We start from the raw sequence: 20,880 nt of genomic DNA on the forward strand, positions 1-20,880 counted from the left end.
AAAGCAGAAAGGGGATTAATTCATGGAACAATGGAATATTGCTTTAGCGTTTTATCAAAATCCTCATACGGCTAGTACCGTTTTAAAAAGCCTTGCAAGAGAAGGATTTAGACGTAGTGCGGCTATTCATCACACTAAGGATGGAAAGTTCACCATCCAAACGTTCCCTCCCATTTTCTTTTATTTGGGGATATTTGTTCTAGCATTACTTTTTGCGTTATTTCTTTTTTTAACTTTTTATACATCCTCATTATTTTTCATTAATACGTTGATTGTTGGGGTCACTCTAGGAGTTCTAGTTTGGAAAAAAGCTTATTTATTTAAAGGAATAGATAAACAAGTTTTGGCACATTTTAATAATTGTGTGTTAAAAAATGAAATTTTAATTATTTCACAAGTCAAACCAAAAGATATTTCGGTCGCACTTTCTATTTTACGACATGTTGAAAGTGGGCATCCCCTTTCTTTTCTATTACAGCCAGAACCTAAGCATGAACAAATCAAAACTCTCAGTTGCACGCTTGAGCCATTAAGTACGCATAGTTTAGAAGACATTGCGGCTCATTTTGCACAGTCGATAGGCAACGTATCAACTCTAAAAACTCACCATTTTCCACTTTTAATTCAACTTAAAGCAAGTGCGCAAACGCTTCGCAATATTCGAAATAATCTATCGTTAATTGAGGCGGCAGAACAACCCATTAATACCTCTGCAGAATGGCTATTAGACAATAACCACGTGATTCAGGGAACAATTGAAGAAATTCAACGCAATTTCCCTAAAAAATATTATCAAAAACTTCCTGTTCTTCTTGAAGGGCCGCTAAAGAGCTTTCCACGCGTTTATGCTGTTGCTCAAGAACTTATCTGCCATACAGGAAATCGATTGACACGAGAGAATATCATTGCCTTCTTAACCAGTTTTCAAAAAGTGCAACCACTTTCAATTGGAGAGCTTTGGGCAGTTCCTTTAATGCTCAGGCTACGACTCATCGAATGCCTTCATGCTCTTGCATTAAATACAGAAAAGTATCTAAGAGAAAGTGAACTGGCAAGTTTTTGGGGAAACAGACTTTTGAGCGTTTCTCGAAATGATCCTAGTCGATTAAATAGCCTTTTAAAAGATCTTGAAAAAGAATATCCACAGCCATCTCTTTTATTTTCCGAAGAATTGCTCGATCACTTATACGACGAAGAAAAAATTATTCCCACAGTAAAAAAATGGCTGCAAAGTTTGTATTCAGAGCCCTTAACTGAGCTTATTCAGCAAGAGCAAATCAAAAAAACACAGGAAGATGTCGCACTTTCTAATTCGATTGTGAGCCTCATTACACTTTCTCAATTTTCTTGGCAGAGCATATTTGAGACTTTAAGTCCGATTGACGCCATATTAAGTCGTGATCCTCTCGATGTTTACTCCGTGATGAGTTTTAATACGCGCGATAATTATCGTCACATCATTGAAATGCTTGCACGCCACTCTAGTTTTTCTGAAAGTGCGATTGCCACACGCATTTTGGAATTGGCGGAAAATGGAAAAGAAGATGTGACCCGACACGTAGGATACTACCTCGTGGATAAGGGACGAGACATTATTGAAGACGAAATCCATTATCATAAACCTTTTGCACAAAAAATTAGACGCTTCTTAAAAAAGCATCCGACCGGCTCTTATTTGAGTGCTTTAGGTTTATTTACCCTGTTGGTGGAAGCTGGTTTGATCTATCTTTCGCAACGGGCAGGTGCAACGCTGACGCAATCCAGCTTATTTGCCTTACTCGCCCTGATCCCCATTAGTGAAATGAGCATCCAATTCATCAATAGTCTCTTCAGTCTTATTCTAGATCCTTTTGTATTACCCAAAATGTCTTATGATATCGGGATTCCGGAAAAATATAAAACACTGGTGATCGTTCCCATTAAAGTCGCTTCTTCCAAGGAAATTCAAGATCATTTCATGCATCTGGAAGTGAATTATTTAGCAAACTCAGATCCGATGTTGCACTATGGTTTATTCGTTGACCTAGCAGATGCACCTGAAAGATACCTTCCCGAAGATGATGTGATAATGGAATGCTGTTTAAAAGGAATGGAACACCTCGAAAATAAATATGGGAAAGGCAAATTTTTTCTCTTTAGCAGGCAACGTATCTGGAGTGAAAGTGAGCATGCTTGGATTGGGGGTGAGCGCAAGAGAGGAAAACTGGAATGGCTGAATCGATATCTTATCGGGGATGCACTGCCTGAAAATATCCTGCTCACTGGATCCCGAGAAGCTTTGACAAACACCCGCTATGTGATTACCCTCGATGCAGACACTCAACTTCCAAAAGAAAAAGCCAAGCAACTGATCGAAACAATTTCTCATCCATTAAATGTTGTGAAGCTCTCTGATACAGGGACAATTTTACGAGGATATACACTCATACAACCACGTGTCGCAACCAATTTATCTCATTTGAATGAGACGGTTTTTTCCCATATCTTTGCCGAAGCAACAGCCGCCGATCCCTACACACAAGCCGTTTCTGACGTATACCAGGATCTACTGCATGAAGGCAGTTATCACGGTAAAGGCATTTATGATGTGCAGGCCTTTCATAAACTTTTAAAAGACCGTTTTCCGGACGAGCATGTACTAAGCCATGATTTGCTGGAAGGTGCGTATGTGCGTGTAGCATTTGCCAGCGATATTATTCTTTATGACTCTTTTCCTTCTAATTATTTCAGCTGGACAAAACGTCAACATCGCTGGATTCGAGGAGACTGGCAAATCATCGATTGGCTATGGTCATGGGTTCCAGACGCAACGGTGCAAAAAAAGAAAAACATTTTATCTGCCATTAACCGTTGGAAAATTTTAGACAATTTGCGTCGTTCATTAGTTCCCGTTTGCATTGTTTTATTGCTTGTGTGTGCATGGCTTTTTTCAGTGCAACCAGGTCTTTGGACAGCACTTTCCACAATCGTGCTCTTCGTTCCTGCTATTTCGCTTTGTCTATGCAAACTTAAAAGCTTTTTGCTGTCTTTTAAACTAACCGTTAGAGAGTTGGGAAATGCCCTTGTACGTTGTTTGATCAATCTAGCTCTGCTTCCCTATCAGGCTTATCTCTCACTCGATGCCTACCTAAGAGTTTTTTATCGACGCCATTTTTCACATCGGCATTTATTGGAGTGGTCTGTCAACAACCATGCCGCTCCTTCTGCCCATCGCCGTTTTTTGTGGAAATTATCCATTTTTTCTTTATTGTCACTCATCGTTTTGGTGGCAACATTTTGGATACACCCATCCGCTTTTTTTGTCGCTTTACCCTTCGGCCTTCTCTGGATGCTCAGTCCAGGAATTGTCGCTATTTTGGATAAATCGATCCATTTTGAAAAAGGACGCAGACTGACGCATTCGCAACAAACGTTTCTCCGCCATATCGCCCGCAAAACTTGGCGTTATTTTGATGATTTTGTGGGACCGCAAACACATTGGCTACCTCCAGATAACTATCAAGCCGCCTTGTCTGTTGAAGTTGCTCAAAGAACATCTCCCACAAATATTGGATTGTGGATGGTTGCTGTTTTAAGTGCCTACGATTTAAAGTACTTAACTTTTGATCAAGTGTTAGATCGCCTTTCTTCTACTCTACTGAATATCAATAAGCTTGAGCAATATGAAGGGCATCTTTTGAATTGGTATGACACACAAACTTCACAGCCCTTATATCCTCGATACGTTTCTTCTGTTGATAGCGGAAACTTCTTAGCTTGCCTATGGACGATTGAACAAGGCGTCTTAGAGCTTCTTTCAGCGCCTCTTTTGCCAACCTCTCTCTTTGAGGGAATAAAAGATAATTATGAACTCTTAAGCTTAGAAAATGAAGCCGTTGAAGTTATTCCTTTTAGAAATCTATTAGACAAAGACTTATCCGATTTATCCTCTATTAGACAAACTATCCAAGCTGCATTAGATTTGCTTCAACAAATGCGAGAAAAACAAAATCCAGCGCAACCTGAATCGGTTTATTGGTTTAATCAAATAGAGAAACAACTAACAGAATGGGATTCCATTAGCAAACGTTACTTCAATTGGGTGGATGTTTTGAATGAACCCTCTGAAGAACAATTGGTGCTCATTCATCCTGAAGCTCCTGAATGGCGTCAAAATAGCTTAAAGGCTGTACCATCTTTACAATCATTAGCCTCTGGCGATTTTCCTGAAGAGCTGCAAAATTTTGTCAAAATTTTGAAACAAAATCAAAATCTCTCTAAAGAGCACCACGAATGGCTAAAAAAACTACATGAAAGTATGCAGACAAGTCAGTGGCTGGCGGGGGAAAAATTAGAAGTTGCCCGCGAAATCTTAACTGACCTAGAAGCGCTGTCTCGTAATATGAACATGGGCTTCTTGTACAACCGCGAAAGAAAGCTTTTCACAATAGGTTATCATGTTGACGATTGCAAGCTCGATTCTTCCTACTATGACCTATTGGCTAGTGAAGCTCGCATAGCCAGCTTAGTGTCTATTGCCAAGGGAGATATCCCACTCGAACACTGGTGGGCACTAGGCAGACCTTATGGCCTTGTTGATGGAGTTCGCGTCCTGCTCTCTTGGGGTGGCACGATGTTTGAATATTTGATGCCTCTTCTCTTCAATAAATACTATCCCCATTCACTTTTAGGAGAAGGCTGCAAAGCTGCAGTGGCATGCCAAATTCACTATGGCAAAAAAAGAGGAATTCCTTGGGGAATTTCAGAATCTGCTTTTAGCGATATTGATTCACGCAAAACCTACCAATATCGCAGCTTTGGGGTGCCGGGATTAGGATTTAAAAGAAACCTCGAAGAAGATCTAGTGGTAAGCCCATACTCCACAGGACTTGCCTTAAGCGTTGATCCACTCTCCGCTATCCAGAATTTTGAAATCATGAGAAATAAAGATTTTAGATTGCTTAGCACTTATGGATATTATGAATCCATAGACTTTTCGCGTCAGCATGGACCACAAGGAGAACGAGGTGTTATTGTATATGCATATATGGCACACCATCAATCGATGTCTTTTATCGCCATCAACAATTTGCTGAATCAAGACATTATCCCCGATCGTTTTCATGCAAATCCCTACATTATGGGCGTTGAGTCGCTTCTTTACGAAAATCCGCCTGTCAATCCAATGATTACCAAAAAAGGATATCGCGCAGAAATCCCAATTTCAAGACTCAAACCCATTTCTACAAAACCAATTATGGGAGTCACTGAGAGTCCGCATAGTGTCACCCCCAAAGTTAATCTTCTTTCAAATAATGAATATTCTGTCATGTTTACTAACTCTGGAGGAGGATATAGCCGTTGGAGAGACTTTGATTTAACCCGATGGCGTTCAGATATCACGACAGATTCCTGGGGATATTTTTGCTATATCAAAGATATGGATACAGGCGCGATGTGGTCAACAGCGTTCCATCCGACAGATGTACCTGGGCAAAGCTATTCAGTTAATTTTAAACCAGATGTGGTGCGCATCCAACGCAGAGATCACAATATAGGCACGCTCACTGAAATTGCTATCTCCCCCGAAGATCCTGCTGAAGTTCGCTTAATTACCTTAGCCAATTTTTCCTCTAAATCTCGTCAAATTGAACTGACGAGTTACATGGAACTCGTTTTAGCTCCTCATGCCTCAGATCGTTCACATCCAGCTTTTAATAAGCTATTTATTCAAACAGAAGCTTTGCCCGAGCTTTCAGCCATCATTGCCTTTAGACGCCTTCGATCAACGGATGACCCGCCCATCTGGATGGGACATCTCGTTGTCTGCAGCCATTTAATGAACGATACGGTGCAATATGAAACTGATAGGTGCCGTTTTATTGGACGAGGAAAACATTTGCAAAGACCAGAAGCTTTAGAGGGAAATCTTTCAAATACGGTTGGGACCGTTCTAGATCCTATTTTCAGCTTAAGAGCTCGCGTCTTTTTAGAGCCCTCTCAACGTATTCAAGTCTCTTTTATTACAGTTGTGGCCAATACCCGTGAAGCTGTCATTGAATTAATCAAAAAATACAGCAATCTCAGCTCGACGCATCGTGCCTTTGAAATGGCTTGGACACATGCCCAGTTGGAGTTGCGCCATTTACGTATTCACCAAGAAGATACGCAACTCTTTCAAAAATTGGCTGGCCGCATTTTATATCCACACGCTCAATTGCGTCCTCCTATAGATCGGTTGCGCAAAAATATCTTAGGACAATCGCACTTATGGGCACATGGTATTTCTGGCGATCTTCCTATTGTCGTCATCTCAATCGATGATGTCCACGAAATTGACTTAGTCAAGCAAGCCTTAACAGCCCATGCTTTTTGGCGTCTGCGTGGACTTAAAGTAGATCTAGTCATTTTATGCGAAGAAGCCACAAGTTATGCAAGCCCCCTTCTTGAAAGATTAAAAATATTGATTCGGTCACAAATTTATCACGCTGACGTCGATCAACCAGGTGGGGTCTTTTTACGTGCTAGCGATACATTCCCAGAAGACGAGCTAATTCTGCTTCTCTCTGTTGCACGTGTTAACCTGATCGCTGCTCGCGGCTCACTTAGACAACAGCTTGTCTCACCCGCACCACTCCCTTTAACAGTCCCGCGCTTAGTGCCAAATCAGCATGTACACGAGGAGCCCTCTCGTCCACTTCCCTTTATTGAGCTCCCTTATTTCAACGGTTTAGGCGGCTTTACTCCGGATGGACGCGAATATGTTATTTACCTAGGACCTGGCACAGTGACGCCTATGCCCTGGATAAATGTGATGGCCAATTCTCAATTTGGAACACTGGTTTCAGAAGCTGGACTGGGAAGTAGCTGGTATGGGAATAGCCAAACCAATCGATTGACTCCTTGGTCAAACGATCCGGTGCTTGATCCAATCGCAGATACGCTCTATATTCGCGATGAGCAATTGGGAACTTTTTGGACCCCCACACCCTCACCCATTCGCGAGCTAGATGCTTATCGAATTCGCCATGGGCAAGGCTATACCCGATTTGAACATAATAGCCATGGAATCGAACAAGATCTTCTCGTCTTTGTGCCTGTTGACTCTGATGGAGGCCATCCTGTTCGAATCCAGAGGCTAAAACTTTCCAATCACTCGTCCCACAAACGTTTTCTCAGTGTCACTTCATTTACAACATGGGTACTTGGCACAACACGAGAAGAAACGCAAATGCACATTCTCACAGAATGGGATCCGGAAACCCAAGCCCTCTTGGCTTATAATCACTATAACAATGACTATGGCTCTCATGTCGCATTTGCTAGCTGCACACCTATCGCCAATTCATTTACAGCCAATCGTACCGAATTTTTAGGACGCAACCACTTGGCATCCGATCCAGCTGCATTGAAGCGAAAAGGACTATCGGGCTTTTGTGGAGCTGCAGTCGATCCTTGCGCAGCCTTGCAAGTGATGGTCGAACTGGCCCCAGGAGAAGAAAAAGAGCTTTTCTTCTTTATTGGATATGCTCCTAATACACAAAGTGCGCGAGATCTTATCCTAAAATGTCGCGATCAAAATTGGATAGATAACACCTTTGTCAAAACACAAAATTACTGGGATCATCTGTTGGGTCAAGTCCAAGTGGAAACACCCGAATTATTTCTTAATTTTACTCTCAATCGATGGCTGCTTTATCAAAACTTAAGCTGTCGTATTTGGGGCCGATCCGCTTTTTATCAATCGAGTGGAGCCTACGGTTTTCGTGATCAGTTGCAAGATGTGATGGCCCTGCTTAATACGGATCCACAGATTGCCAAGCAACAAATTTTGCGTGCGGCCGCCCATCAATTTATAGAAGGAGATGTGCAACATTGGTGGCACCCTCCTGCAAACGGTGGTGTACGCACGCGCATTACAGATGATCTTCTTTGGTTACCGTTTGTGACGGCCCAATATATCCGTGTGACAAAAGATCTCTCGATCCTAGATGAAGTCATTCCGTTTTTAAAGGGAGAAATCCTTGCTCCTGATCAACATGAAGCTTATTTTATTCCGGAAGTTTCCGAAGAAACAGGGACACTTTTTGAGCATTGTCGAAGAGCTATCCTCAAAGGAATCACAGCAGGACCTCATGGTCTCCCTCTTATTGGTGGTGGAGACTGGAATGATGGAATGAATCGCGTCGGAATTTACGGAAAAGGTGAAAGCGTCTGGTTAGCATGGTTTCTCATCCATGTTTTAAATGATTTTGCAGAAATTTTAACCCAGATTGGGCAAGAATCAACAGCAGAAAGCTTTACGACTCAAGCCGAACGATTAGCTGAAACAGTCGAAGCTCAAGCATGGGATGGAAACTGGTATAGACGCGCCTATTTTGATGACGGCACCCCATTAGGTTCCCAACAAAACGAAGAGGATCAGATTGATTGCCTTCCTCAAGCATGGGCAGTGATTAGTGGTGCAGGTCAAACTGAGAGGATCTCGCAAGCCATGTTAGCAGTCGAAGAGCATTTGGTACGTGAAAAAGAACGCTTAGTGCTGCTATTGACTCCTCCGTTTGATAAAACCCCCTTAGATCCCGGCTATATTAAAGGATATCCTCCTGGAGTTCGAGAAAATGGAGGACAGTACACGCATGGCTCTTTATGGGTTCCGCTTGCTTTTGCGCGAATGGGAGAAGCTGATAAAGCGGCCAAAATTCTTCGCTTAATGCATCCGATCACACATACACCCACTGCCGAAGACGCAAATCGCTATAAAGCAGAACCCTACGTATTAGCTGGAGATGTCTACTTTTTGGAAAACCAGATTGGAAGAGGCGGATGGAGTTGGTATACAGGATCTTGTGGATGGATGTACAGGATTTGGCTGGAAGAGATGCTCGGCTTTAAATTAAGAGGTGATAAGCTCACCATTCAACCATGCATGCCAACAACCTGGGAAAGTTACAAGATCTACTATCGTTATAAGACAACCCATTACACCATTATAATCGAAAACCCCTCTCACTTAAAATATTACAATTTGCGTATTGAAATAGATGGAGTTTTATCGCAAGAATCGGAGATTTCACTGGTCGATGATGGAAAGGCACACGAGGTAAAGATTATCCTCATTGAAATAAAGTAAAAATTTGTCAAAAATATTGAATTTATTTTTCCTTTTAATTAATGTGAAACTATAAGCACACAAGACTTATATATTACTTTCCTCTAAATTAATTAACATAAAATAAAAATAATACATCTGATTGAAAAATTTTCAAGCTTGAATAATTATTCAAAATAGAGGTGAAAATATGAAAAATTTAAACAAAATCATTATGACGGGAATTACATTCCTAGCAACGACATCTGTCTTGAATGCTTTTGAATACACAGATCGCCCACCAGGCTCTGTTTCAACTCCATCACAAACAAATCCACCTACAGTTAACCCTCCAGGAAGACCCTCAACAAATCCTCCTGGTAAAGGTTCCGTGAGCCAACCAGGCTCATCGCAAAACTCGATTCGTCAAAATACGATTCAAGAAAATGCAACCCCCTCAAATCCAGCCTCCACTGTCAATCCATCAAGCTCAAGCACTCCTAATAACTACAACACACAGAACACATCCAGCAGCAATTATCGCCACGCAAATCCTTATCACAACACTTTAACAGAAGCTGATGTTCGCACCCATACAGGGGCTCTTGTTGATGATGATATCGTTCAAAAAGTCCGCTGGGGAATCATGAACGATAAAACCATTTCAGACAAAGGTAAAAGTATCCAAATTTCTGTCACTGACGGGGAGGTTACTTTGATTGGAAATGTTGCAAATGAAAGCGACAAAAACAAAATCGAATCGATTGTTAAACAAATCGAAGGTGTGAAAAAAATTAATAGCAAGTTATCTGTCTCTGGCAAATAACCTTGAAACCCTAGCCTATTGTCTGCAATAGGCTAGGGTTTTTATTTTCCCCTATTTTCAAAAAAAGTCAATATCGTTAATGTTCGATTTATAACGACTACACCGCACCACAGGAAAATAATGGAACCGACTAACGATCAATTACTTAAAATAAGTTCATCCCTATTTCCATTCCCATATTCGCATCTCTGTTGCACAAGGTAACAGCATTGCGACTCCTCCTATCTTTCTAACAAAGATAGCTTACTTCTGACCGGAAGCCATTTGTCGATAAATCAACTTTTTTTTTCACATTTGAGGCCGCTCACATGGAAGCTCCATTTTCTCTATCTACCCCGAAATTTTATCAACCACATTTATATTCTCTACCAAGTAAGGAAATTACGTTTATTTGTTCTGACGAGATGAAACATCAAGTTTCTCTTGATTTATTTAATCGCTGGCCTCACCTAGAAGAAGTTTTTAGTTGTACAAGCCCTATAAAAATTTCGATTTCAGAAAAGTCATTTCACACGATATTAACGTTTTTAGCGTATTTAAAAGGAAATATACAAAATAATATAATTGTTAACTTTTTCAAAAAAAACATAAATAGCATCGAAGAACTATACGAAATAAACCAATTTGCCTGTTTTTATCAAATTAATGACCTCATGGATTATGTGGAAACATACATTCAAGATTCAGATTTTCTCTCTACAATCGAAGAAAAAAAATGGGATGATCTTTACACCATGGTTTATTCAAACAGGGAATACGAATCAAGTCGAAAATTAGCAAAAAAAATCATCATTAAACATTTATTTTTTAAGAATCAATTATACGCTGCTCCTCAACAAAGTTTTCCTGCTGAAGAAGAATTTGCAAAAAAACAAGAAATTAATGCGTTAATGGAACGCTGTATGAAAATTATAGATACTGAAAATCCATTACAAAATCCACCTACAGAACTTTTTTCTTGGATAGAAGATACCCTAGCTTCTAATATGCCCTTTCGGGGAAAGGTTCTGAATCTATTCTTTACGATACAATCCCATCTTTTGAAATTTTTCCACATAAAGTCTAATATAAATATCCCCTTTCAAATGAAAACCAGTACGACTTTTACAGGTATTTTTTATGCTCTCTTTCAAATGGCAAGTCAAATTCAAAGCTTTTCAGAAGCTGAATTTTATTTTAGCCAACTCTCTACGATTCTTGAACGAAACACAAAATTTGTTCCCCTCTCGAAGTTTGAAAAAAAAATCTTATCAAAAGAAATCAAATTTTGTTATCCCTTCATTTCCCAAAATGGAGCTTTATTTTCTTTACTGTTTAATGAAGTAGTTAAAAAGATAAGTAAAGCTGAAATCGCATCATTCGCAAAACTTTTTTTTGAAGTCATTTACACGTGTGAAAAACCAAAAGGTTTTCGTCCCTCTGTCATTATCAATATGACTGCCCAATATGTGATAAAAACACTATCGTTACTCTTACAATCTATCCATCAATTACCCAAATATTTTGAATGCTTGGAAATTCTCATGACAGCTCAAAAAGAACTCTATTCGTGGGTTTTACAATATGGAGGAAATCCAGAACTACTCAGCCAATCCTTTATCTCTCACACGCCTGTCATACAGTTGACGCGTATGGAAGCAAAGTATTTAGAATTAGATCAAGGAGTGATTCAAAAAATTTTGGATTATAAAAAAAGATATGATCCTTTGTTTCTCTCTCCGATTGTCATTTACTTGTGCACACACGTTTCGTTTAATCTCAAACTAAAAAATATTCTTTTGGAAAATTTTCCCTGGATTAAAGATCGAATCTCCGAACATTTCCACCATGATTTAAAAGATGAATTACAATGGGATAATGAAAAACACCCAAATCAAACATTGTCGACTTGGCTAAATTTCAATGATTCCGAATGTTTTCAAACACTTAATCCATTCATGTTATATGCAATAGACAATCTAAATGAAGAGGCGTTTCTTCAAATTTATCGGAAAATTAAGCATGACACTTACCTTAAAAAAATATTCTACGAAAATATCATTTACTTATTCAAAAATAAATTTCCGAAAGACCCCTCTTATGCCAAATATCGAATTATTTCCCGGTATGGGATCGCAGCCATAATGTTTTTAAGTGAAGATCCTAGACATTTCAAACCAGCTTTGGAAGAAATAGCCCGGTTAAAGCTTTTGGAACCGATGGCATATATTGAAAATTTTTTTGCACAATTTAAACTACAACCTGATTTCCAGCCCTCCATTCTCGCAGCTAAAATTCTTCTGGGTAAAATTGACAATCTCGCGAAACTTGTTAAGTCGAAAATAGATATAAATCTGTTACACCAAACTTTGCATTTATTACAAAACGTAAATGGAACCTTTTCAAATATCCCTGGAGAAATGTGTTGCTATTTAGTAGAATTCGCCCATAAAAATTTTTCGGAATGGCACTCTGTAAATGTTAAAAAAAGCCTTTACCCCGCATTTTATTTTTTTCTTTTATCTGAATCTCTTAAATTTAATGATCTTCCAGCAGCTCAAATGCTACTGACTGGGGTTCTCAAAAATTTTGCAGAAGCCCATATCTATTATTTTGAAGCCTTATGGCGTCAACAATTATTTTATTCTCATATGGATGCTACGCAAATGTTTTTTGAATTTATTCACAAATGTCCGAACAGAAAAAAGGCCTTAAAGCAATGGGCTATTCACCTAGCTAAAAGTAAAGACATCGTGTTTTTTAAAAAAATCTCCGATGTTTTTTTGGCCTATTCTCAAGCAGAAACGTTTTTGGAGTACATCTATATTTTTCAGTACACTTTCATTAAGTATTTAAACTTTCTTTCATTGAAAGATTTTTCCAAACTAGCCTCTTACATGCCTACTTCAACAAGTGAAACAATGACGCTGGCCTATAAAACTTTTAAAAAAGCTAACTTATTAGAAAAAACATCCCCACCAATAATCACCATAGACTAGGTTTTTTTATTTCCAGTGATTTAATCTTAAAGCATTGAAAATCACAGAAATAGAACTTAAACTCATGGCAAATGCCGCAACAATGGGATTAAGCAACCACCCAGTAAATGGGTATAAGATTCCTGCAGCTAAAGGAATTCCTAAAGCATTATATATAAAAGCGAAAAATAGATTTTGCTTAATGTTTTGCATGATTGTTTGGCTCAGTCTAATGGATTTTGCAATGCCAAGTAGATCGCCTGAAATCAAAGTCACATCTGCGCTTTCCATCGCGACATCTGTGCCAGTCCCCATCGCAATTCCCACATCAGCTGCCGCCAAAGCCGGAGCATCATTAATTCCATCTCCAGCCATGGCTACATGGTTATCTTTGCTTTGCTGGTTTTTTACATAGATTTGTTTTTCATCTGGTGAAATCTCGGCCCGAACAACATCTATGTTCAGTTGATCAGCCACCGTTTTAGCCGTTTTTAGACGATCTCCTGATAGCATGACAATTTTCTTCCCCATGCGATGCAATTCTGAAACGGCTTGTTGCGTAGTGGATTTAATTGGATCGACCACAGAAAGCAAACCCGCGGCTAATCCATCTACAGCCACATATAATAACGTTTCATTTCCCTCTGTCCTCTGCTCAAGTTCTTCAAGTAATGGCAAATTTTGGATAGAGTTTTCTTTCAAAAAAGGAAGATTCCCCACCAGAATATCGCTTGCATCCACTTTTCCTTTTATCCCGCGACCAGTCTCTGAAACAAAATCGTCTGATTTAGCTATTGGAATAGAACGTCTTTTAGCACCTTGAACGATGGCTTCAGCAAGAGGATGTTCACTATTTTGTTCAAGGCCTGCCACCAAATAAAGCAAATCTCTTTCCTTCCAGGCACCTACAGCAAAAACCTGATCCAATAAAGGTTTGCCTTCAGTCAAGGTTCCTGTTTTATCAACGACAATAGTTTGCACCTTTTCAAGTTTTTCTAAAGCTGCAGCATTTCTAATTAAGATGCCCTCTTCGGCTCCTCGTCCAATTCCAACCATAATGGACATGGGAGTCGCAAGTCCAAGTGCACAGGGGCAGGCAATAATCAGCACGGCAACGGCATTCAATAATCCGTAAATAAAAGCAGGCTGAGGTCCCCATGTATACCAACATATAAATGTTAAAAAAGAGATCAAAATGACAAGAGGGACAAAATATCTTGCAATTTGATCTGCCAAGCTTTGAATCGGAGCTCGACTCCTTTGAGCTTCCGCAACCATCTGCACAATTTTTGCAAGCTGAGTCTCTTTTCCAATTTTGACTGCACGCATCAATACGCTTCCCGTTTGATTTATTGTTCCAGCAAGCAAGGCATCGTGCACGCTTTTTTCCACTGGAATTGGCTCTCCCGTCATCATCGCCTCATTAAAAACACTTTTTCCCTCAATAATCACGCCATCTACCGGTACTTTATCACCTGGCTTGATCCTGAGAATGTCCCCCTTTTGAACATCATCAACTGGAATTTCAGTTTCATTCCCATCTTTTATCAACCAAGCCGTCTTAGCTGCTTTGCCTAAGAGCGTTTGAATCGCCCGGCTTGTTTTACTACGTGCTCTTAATTCAAAAACTTGACCTAACAAAACAAGAACAGTGATTGTGGTTGCTGTTTCAAAGTATAAGGGAGTTTCGCCATGATGATGCAAGTTTTCAGGGAAAAGAGAAGGAAAGAATAGAGCCATAACACTATACAAAAATGCAGCCCCAATTCCCAATGAAATTAGGCTAAACATGTTGAGATTCCATGTTTTAAAGGATTGCCAACCTCGTTCAAAAAATGGCCAACAACCCCACAGAATAACGGGTAAACTTAGCACAAATTGCAGGAATCTAAATATCCATGACGAAAAATAGGAAGAAAAAAACATTCCCCCCATGGCAATCAGAAATAGAGGAATCGTAAAAAGCAGCGAGATCCAAAATCGCATCTGCATATCGTGTAATTCTGAATTTTCCTCTTCTACTGTAAACATTTTAGGTTCAAGAGCCATTCCACAAATAGGACAAGAACCTGGATGGTCTTGCTCAATTTCTGGATGCATAGGACATGTATAAAGTTTGGCTTGAGTACTTTTAAGAGTCTTCCCAAGATATTTTTCAGGATTTTGCTTAAATTTTTCCAAGCAAAGTTTGCTGCAAAAAAGATAAGCTTTTCCTGCATGTATCAACTGACCTGCGGCATACTGTTGATCAACGGTCATTCCACATACAGGATCTTTCTCTGAAAAATTTTCCACTATCCACCCCCTAACATCTATTTTTTTTGAGTATGCATTTAAAGTAAGATTCGTTATACTAGATGTACCATTTTTTAAACTTTAAATTTTTTATTAGATAATGTTACTTTCTCTTGCATATTACGGAAATCCGATTCTTCGGAAAAAAGCTATTCCAATTGAAAGAATTGATGATTCAATTCGACAACTAGCAACAGATATGATTGAAACGATGCATGCAACAAACGGCATTGGCTTAGCAGCAAATCAAATCGGTCAATTACTTTCCATCTTTGTCACGTGTGTTCCCATTGCTCAAGATGATGGGACCTGGATCGACGGCAAGGATCGTGTTTTTATTAATCCAAAAATTTTAGCATATAGTCAAGAGTTTCAGGTTTTTTCTGAGGGTTGCCTTTCCATTCCTAAATTATTTTCAGACGTTGCTCGCCCAGAAAGTATTAAAATCCAGGCAATGGATTTAGATGGAAACGTTTTTGAAGAAACAATGACTGGATATGAAGCGACAAATTTCATGCATGAAAATGATCATTTAAACGGTGTTCTTTTTATTGATCGTCTTCATCGCACAGAAAGAAAAAAAATAGAGCCGATACTGCAGCAAATCAAGAAAAAATACGCTCTAAAAAAATAAGAAAAGACTTGATATAAAGCAAAGGATGTTCAATTTTGATCTTAGAGACTCGAGAGGATCTAAGAGATGTACGAAGCATTTGATATTGAGCATCTTAAGGAATTAATTCGTTTGCACAATCAACCCGAGATTGAGCAAACGATTAAAACCTGCCTGCCAGCTGATTTAGCAGATCTCCTCTCCGACCTATCCGAAAAAGATCAAAAATACTTCTTTGAGATACTTCCTTCAGATGTTGCCACAAAAGTTTTTGAATTTTTAGACCCTTCAACTCAGTTAGAAATTTTGAAACTTCTCTCTGCATCAGAAGTTTCAAATCTGTTAAATGCGATCGCACCTGATGATCGCACGGCCTTTTTAGAGAAACTCCCCCCCAAATCGTTGAATGAATATCTAAGACTTCTTTCCCCTCCCGAACAAAGCGTTGCACTGAAATTGCTTGGCTACCCAGAAAATAGCGTAGGGCGTTTAATGACACCCGACTTTCTTGCTGTCAGAAAAGAATGGTCCGTAAAACAAGTCTTGGACTACATCAGAGCTTATGGACATGACAGTGAAACAATCAATCTCATTTATGTCGTTGATGAAAAAGGTAAATTGCTGGATGACATCAAAATTAAAGAGTTTTTGTTCGTTTCGCCTACCTATAAGGTGAGCGATTTAATGGATAATTCATTTATTGCACTTAATGTCACTGACGACCAAGAAGTTGCAGTTAATAGCTTTAAAAAAAACAATCGCGGGGCCTTACCTGTTATTGATTCTCACGGCATTTTAAAAGGAATTGTAACGATTGATGACGTTCTCTTCGTTGCAGAAGAAGAGGATACGGAAGATATTCAAAAAATTGGAGGTGTGGAAGCCTTAGAAGATCCATACATGGAGTCCCCCCTTTTGCTGCTCATCAGAAAAAGAGCCTTTTGGCTCGTTATATTATTTGTAGGAGAACTTTTTACGGCATCAGCCATGGCATTTTTTGAAGAAGACATTGCAAAAGCACATGTTAACCCAACAACAAGTGGGCAACAGGAGCTCCACCGCACACACGCAATAAAGTTAAAAGAGACATGGAAACAACTGGCTAAATTTATTGCACTCACAGAATTTAATGATGTAAAACCAGTAAACATTCCTCTTGTACCTGAAAAAAAAGGGTTTGAAGATCCTAGTCGAATCGCTCTTGTTGATCTTGAACATATGGAAAGCGCCGTTGATGGATTTTGCGGAAGCTACAATAAAAGCAATGGCTTGCTAAGCTGCATACCCGCAGAACAGATCAAAGATATTGTGAAAGAGGCAAACAAGCACGGGATAACGCTCAGCAAAAAGCTGGTACGAGCTATTGAAAAAGATCGTTTGCAAGAGATTGAGCATCACAAAAAAGTCCGTGAATTTCATGAGAAAAAAGGCATTTAACAGGTAAAGAGCTTATTCAAATTGATCTTGATTCTTTGGGGTTAGACTTAACCCAAACAGCGCATTTTGAAGCAACAACAACAGTCGAAACATGGGAAGAACAGACAGTTTCTTTAAAAATAGCGATCGAAAATATCCTCACAGAAACAAATAGACTCATTCAAGAGAGCTCCGATCAGCAATCTATCCAGGGTCAACGTTATTTTAAGCTTCAGTTTCCCTTATATTTGAATGGACAATTGATTACTAATTATCGAAATACTCAAAACGAACCATTAGTTCCCCTTATCCTTCAAGCCCTTAAAGAATATATTTTCAAAATGGATATTGACGGATACGTCTACGATATACAAGCATAAAAAATGGCCTAAGCTTTTTAAAAACTTAGGCCATTTTTTTATTCCGAGTAAGATTGACTTAAGTGATCTTTAATCGATGCTCTAAGAGATTCATGTGGAACGAAAACACCCGTTAATTTTTTTCGGGTTATAGGTGACGACCCATCTAGCTTATACCATTTCTCGATAGCTTCACGCTCATAAGTGCATCCATCGCTAGCCGTAACAGGATCTGTCATATAATCATGTGTAATTGGGCATGTCATATCTTCCTGCTTAAAAGTAGGTGCTATACACGCTTCGTTCTCCACCTCATGGGAAACATATATCTCTTTTTGAGGGATGGAAGGATTAAGCTTTCTCTCCCATTCTTTCTTTAAAAAATCGATAAATTTTATGCATACCCCATTTCTAGTGATTTCTTTTTGGCTAATTCCGGCAATATGCACGATTCTTTCTAGCTTTTCCCAATACAATTGGGGATCTTTTTTAGTTTTCTCTATAATGGAATAGTACCCTTTAAAAATGGGAATTGGTTCTTCTAATTTTTCCTTTTTAAAAACCGTTACTTTCTCTAGATTTTTTTGAAATTCTGAGGAAATTATATCCTCTGCGATTCTGAGTTCACGGTTAATTTCACGCGCTTCGAAATATAATTTTGAAAGTACAACTATAATGGCATCGGCCTCTGTTGTAATGGCTAAAGTCAATAATTTACTGGTTTGAAGACATAATTGTGGATTCGCCTTATGACGAAGAGGCAAAATACCTGCTGATTTAAGATCTTTGTGAAGAGCAGATGCTTCTACATCTACAGTTTCGCCACATGAGTCTAAAACGAAGCATTTTTTTTGATATTCAAACACTTCATCTTTAATCAAAGACAGGCATTCTTTGTAGGCTTTTTGTGCAGGAGTAGGAAGGCGGTCACTTCCAATAAATCGCTTATATTCACTTTTTAAATGACGCATAAAACTCTGTTCCCCGCTATCCAGATTTACTTTAGTTTTATGCACGCCCATAATTTTAGCAAATAGCTTAAGCTTATCCCAATAAAGCCTCGGCGATCCTGCATCACTTAAATCAAGAATACGCGCACCTCTATCTTTCAATTCCTTTATTTCTGAAGGCAAAACGATACACTTTTGAAGAAGAAAAACGGTTGTTTTTTTTGCATCATCTAATAAGTCTTGATGACACCTAATTTCTTTAAGGTGTGCTCTTTTTTCATGATAAGTTTTTGTATAAACAACAATTGTAGCTGTACTCGGTTTTTCTTTTTGTGTGTTGTGCAAACAACCAGCCATTCTTAATTCACCTACAATGCCGTAGGCTTCACTATCCAGATCAAAGTCTCCTCCTCTTGGGTCGACAACGTTTACGAATATGTCAGATCGATCGTTTTTTTGACTATTAAGGTATACCAGCATTTGTTCAAATGCTACAGAATGTGGCAAAGGATCAGCTCGTGGTGTTTTTCTTTCACACATCCATGAACGGGCCATTTCATTTTCAGCTTCATCTGAATGAGAAGAAATAGCCTGAACTTCCCCTTCCACAAATTCCCTTGGTCTATCTAATGCTGAAAGGTTAAGAGTCGATACGTTTGGCCATTTTTTTGAAAGGATTCTAACAATAGGTGGTTTCTCTATTCTCTCAATAAGTTTTCCTATTCTTTCTTCCCATTTTTTTTCCAAATCCATCATAAAATGACCAGGGAGAATGTGCAAACCCACAGCAACACAAATCCCCTTCAGAATATTTAAATAAAATTGTTTTGGTTCCAAAGAATTGAATAAATTAACAGACCAATTGTCGCAATTATCTTTATGGGGTGCCTTTTTGGGTTCAAAAAAAGCAAATGTGACAATTCTTTTGTTTTCAATTTTTAAAAATTGAAATAAAAATTCGTTTGTCCATTCCCCCTTCTCCTCGATCTCTATACGGCAAAAAACATCATGTTTACTTACATTTTCATAATTAAAAAGAAATTCACGCTGATTGGGCTCTTTTTTAATCATATCTATTCCCGCTTCTTCAAAATAGCGGTACATCTCTTCAAAACGATCATTAACAATACTCGGAATCACAATAAAACATTTAGGCACACATTCAAGTTGGGAGAGTTTGCTCTTAATAAGGGCCAAACACTCTTTGAATGTTTCACTGCAATTTCTAGAATCCCTCTCACGAGAAAAAATGGTTGAAATTTGTCTGGCGGGATGATCATTACTTACCAATGTAAAATCCCAACAAAAACATGTACGACAGATGGAAGATTCACGAAGAAATTTGATTTTTTCATGAGGTATAATGTTCAGAATGGAGCTAAGCTCATCACATCTCATTTCTTTTTTTATACATCCTTTGCCCCAAATCTCCAATTCTACTAAGTGAGAATCATCTTGAGGAGGTTCTATTATGACAGATTCAATGAGCGAAGGATTCACGCTGAAATTCGATGTCGTAGCGTAAGAGGATGATGGTGCTTCCATATATTTTCCTTTAGCAATTGATAAGCAGACGTTTGTTTATTTTTTTAAATATTCGATTTCAAGATCTTAAAACGATTCTCTAGGCAAGAGAACCTTTCCAGGTTAACAAAAAAATTCGCCTAAAATACTCTCTAAGTACGCTTTAGAGTTCACTCTTCAACATGAATCTTAACGACCGCAAATTATCATAGACACCTTTTATTGAATAGATCTCTTTTAGAGAATGCTCTGCGCATGAAAAAAGGAATACCGGCATGTTTTGTTTTTTTGAAATAGGTCGGTGGGCTATTTAGGTGGCCATAAGTTATGATCTTGAAAATCATTAAATAAATTTATCTAAAACTCAAAAAAATAACCTTATTTATCAATTGCTAAAAGCCTTAAAGCATCTGTATGCTAAAGGTTATTATGTGCACCGAGATATTAAAGAACACAACATTTTATGGAAAAAAGATGAAAAAGATCGTTAAATTTTAAAACTTTCTGATTTCGAAATGACTTGCAAAAAGGATTGGAAATTTAAATATGGTTACAAAGGAACCCCTCAATATATATCACATGAAATAAGTAAAATATGAATAAAATGATCTTATATTCCCCATATTAAATCGAAAATTTCAGATCTTATGAAAAATGAGATCTGGGCTGTAGGATTATTATCTTATCAATTATATTTGTGTAATTTCTAGCATTTTATTTTAAATTCAATAACGATTGAATATTTTTTTAATGCTTTATCCACTGTTCGAGAAGTAACAGAATTAGATCCATATAAAGCTGAGAACGATTTAATTGCAAAAATATTACAAGTTAATCCAGAAAAATGCATTTCTGCAAAATAAGCACTTG

9 protein-coding genes are annotated in these 20,880 nt (G+C 38.5%); 7 read left to right on the top strand and 2 right to left on the bottom strand.

The genetic code is table 11. The features are described from left to right. Nucleotides 1–22: 22 nt before the first annotated feature. The 3 genes from AOM43_RS03010 to AOM43_RS03020 all read left to right on the top strand — a co-directional run bounded on the left by AOM43_RS03010 (nucleotide 23) and on the right by AOM43_RS03020 (nucleotide 12,874). On the top strand, nucleotides 23–9,112 hold the full coding sequence (locus AOM43_RS03010) for a GH36-type glycosyl hydrolase domain-containing protein (RefSeq protein WP_059358959.1): 9,090 nt from the start codon (nucleotides 23–25) through the stop codon (nucleotides 9,110–9,112). Nucleotides 9,113–9,281: 169 nt separating this feature from the next. After that, nucleotides 9,282–9,896 carry a BON domain-containing protein gene (locus AOM43_RS03015; protein WP_006340911.1) on the top strand — a complete coding sequence of 205 codons (615 nt, stop codon included), beginning with the start codon at nucleotides 9,282–9,284 and terminating at the stop codon, nucleotides 9,894–9,896. A gap of 308 nt (nucleotides 9,897–10,204) precedes the next feature. Further along, entirely contained in the window at nucleotides 10,205–12,874 is a 2,670-nt protein-coding gene (locus AOM43_RS03020; RefSeq protein WP_059358962.1) for a hypothetical protein, read from the top strand. 6 nt (nucleotides 12,875–12,880) lie between these two features. Here the strand turns inward: AOM43_RS03020 and AOM43_RS03025 are convergent, their stop codons facing one another. Then, entirely contained in the window at nucleotides 12,881–15,148 is a 2,268-nt protein-coding gene (locus AOM43_RS03025) for a heavy metal translocating P-type ATPase (RefSeq protein ID WP_059358965.1), read from the bottom strand. A gap of 100 nt (nucleotides 15,149–15,248) precedes the next feature. On the opposite strand from AOM43_RS03025, the gene def reads away from it, so the two are divergent. From def to AOM43_RS03040, 3 genes are all read left to right on the top strand, one after another. Next, nucleotides 15,249–15,782 carry a peptide deformylase gene (gene def / locus AOM43_RS03030; protein ID WP_006340914.1) on the top strand — a complete coding sequence of 178 codons (534 nt, stop codon included), beginning with the start codon at nucleotides 15,249–15,251 and terminating at the stop codon, nucleotides 15,780–15,782. Between the two features lie 66 nt (nucleotides 15,783–15,848). Then, nucleotides 15,849–17,198 (top strand): magnesium transporter, encoded by a 1,350-nt coding sequence (locus tag AOM43_RS03035; RefSeq protein WP_079978227.1) that lies wholly within the window; start codon nucleotides 15,849–15,851, stop codon nucleotides 17,196–17,198. Nucleotides 17,199–17,233: 35 nt separating this feature from the next. Then, nucleotides 17,234–17,557 carry a hypothetical protein gene (locus AOM43_RS03040; RefSeq protein ID WP_059358967.1) on the top strand — a complete coding sequence of 108 codons (324 nt, stop codon included), beginning with the start codon at nucleotides 17,234–17,236 and terminating at the stop codon, nucleotides 17,555–17,557. A gap of 38 nt (nucleotides 17,558–17,595) precedes the next feature. Here AOM43_RS03040 and AOM43_RS03045 read toward each other — a convergent pair whose 3' ends face one another. Next, nucleotides 17,596–20,031: a U-box domain-containing protein gene (locus AOM43_RS03045; protein WP_059358969.1), complete on the bottom strand. Its 2,436-nt coding sequence runs from the start codon at nucleotides 20,029–20,031 to the stop codon at nucleotides 17,596–17,598. Nucleotides 20,032–20,357: 326 nt separating this feature from the next. On the opposite strand from AOM43_RS03045, the gene AOM43_RS14065 reads away from it, so the two are divergent. Continuing rightward, nucleotides 20,358–20,501, top strand: coding sequence for a protein kinase domain-containing protein (locus AOM43_RS14065; RefSeq protein ID WP_079978228.1), 144 nt, complete (start codon nucleotides 20,358–20,360; stop codon nucleotides 20,499–20,501). Nucleotides 20,502–20,880 lie beyond the last annotated feature (379 nt).

Origin of the sequence: Parachlamydia acanthamoebae (assembly GCF_000875975.1) — a bacterium.
GTDB classification, from domain to species: domain Bacteria; phylum Chlamydiota; class Chlamydiia; order Chlamydiales; family Parachlamydiaceae; genus Parachlamydia; species Parachlamydia acanthamoebae.

What these genes read in the sequence shown, in the direction of transcription:
- AOM43_RS03010 (WP_059358959.1), top strand. Translation starts at nt 23, where the DNA reads ATGGAACAATGGAATATTGCTTTAGCGTTTTATCAAAATCCTCATACG.
- AOM43_RS03020 (WP_059358962.1), top strand. Translation starts at nt 10,205, where the DNA reads ATGGAAGCTCCATTTTCTCTATCTACCCCGAAATTTTATCAACCACAT.
- AOM43_RS03045 (WP_059358969.1), bottom strand. Translation starts at nt 20,031, where the DNA reads ATGGAAGCACCATCATCCTCTTACGCTACGACATCGAATTTCAGCGTG.
- AOM43_RS03015 (WP_006340911.1), top strand. Translation starts at nt 9,282, where the DNA reads ATGAAAAATTTAAACAAAATCATTATGACGGGAATTACATTCCTAGCA.
- AOM43_RS03035 (WP_079978227.1), top strand. Translation starts at nt 15,849, where the DNA reads ATGTACGAAGCATTTGATATTGAGCATCTTAAGGAATTAATTCGTTTG.
- def (WP_006340914.1), top strand. Translation starts at nt 15,249, where the DNA reads ATGTTACTTTCTCTTGCATATTACGGAAATCCGATTCTTCGGAAAAAA.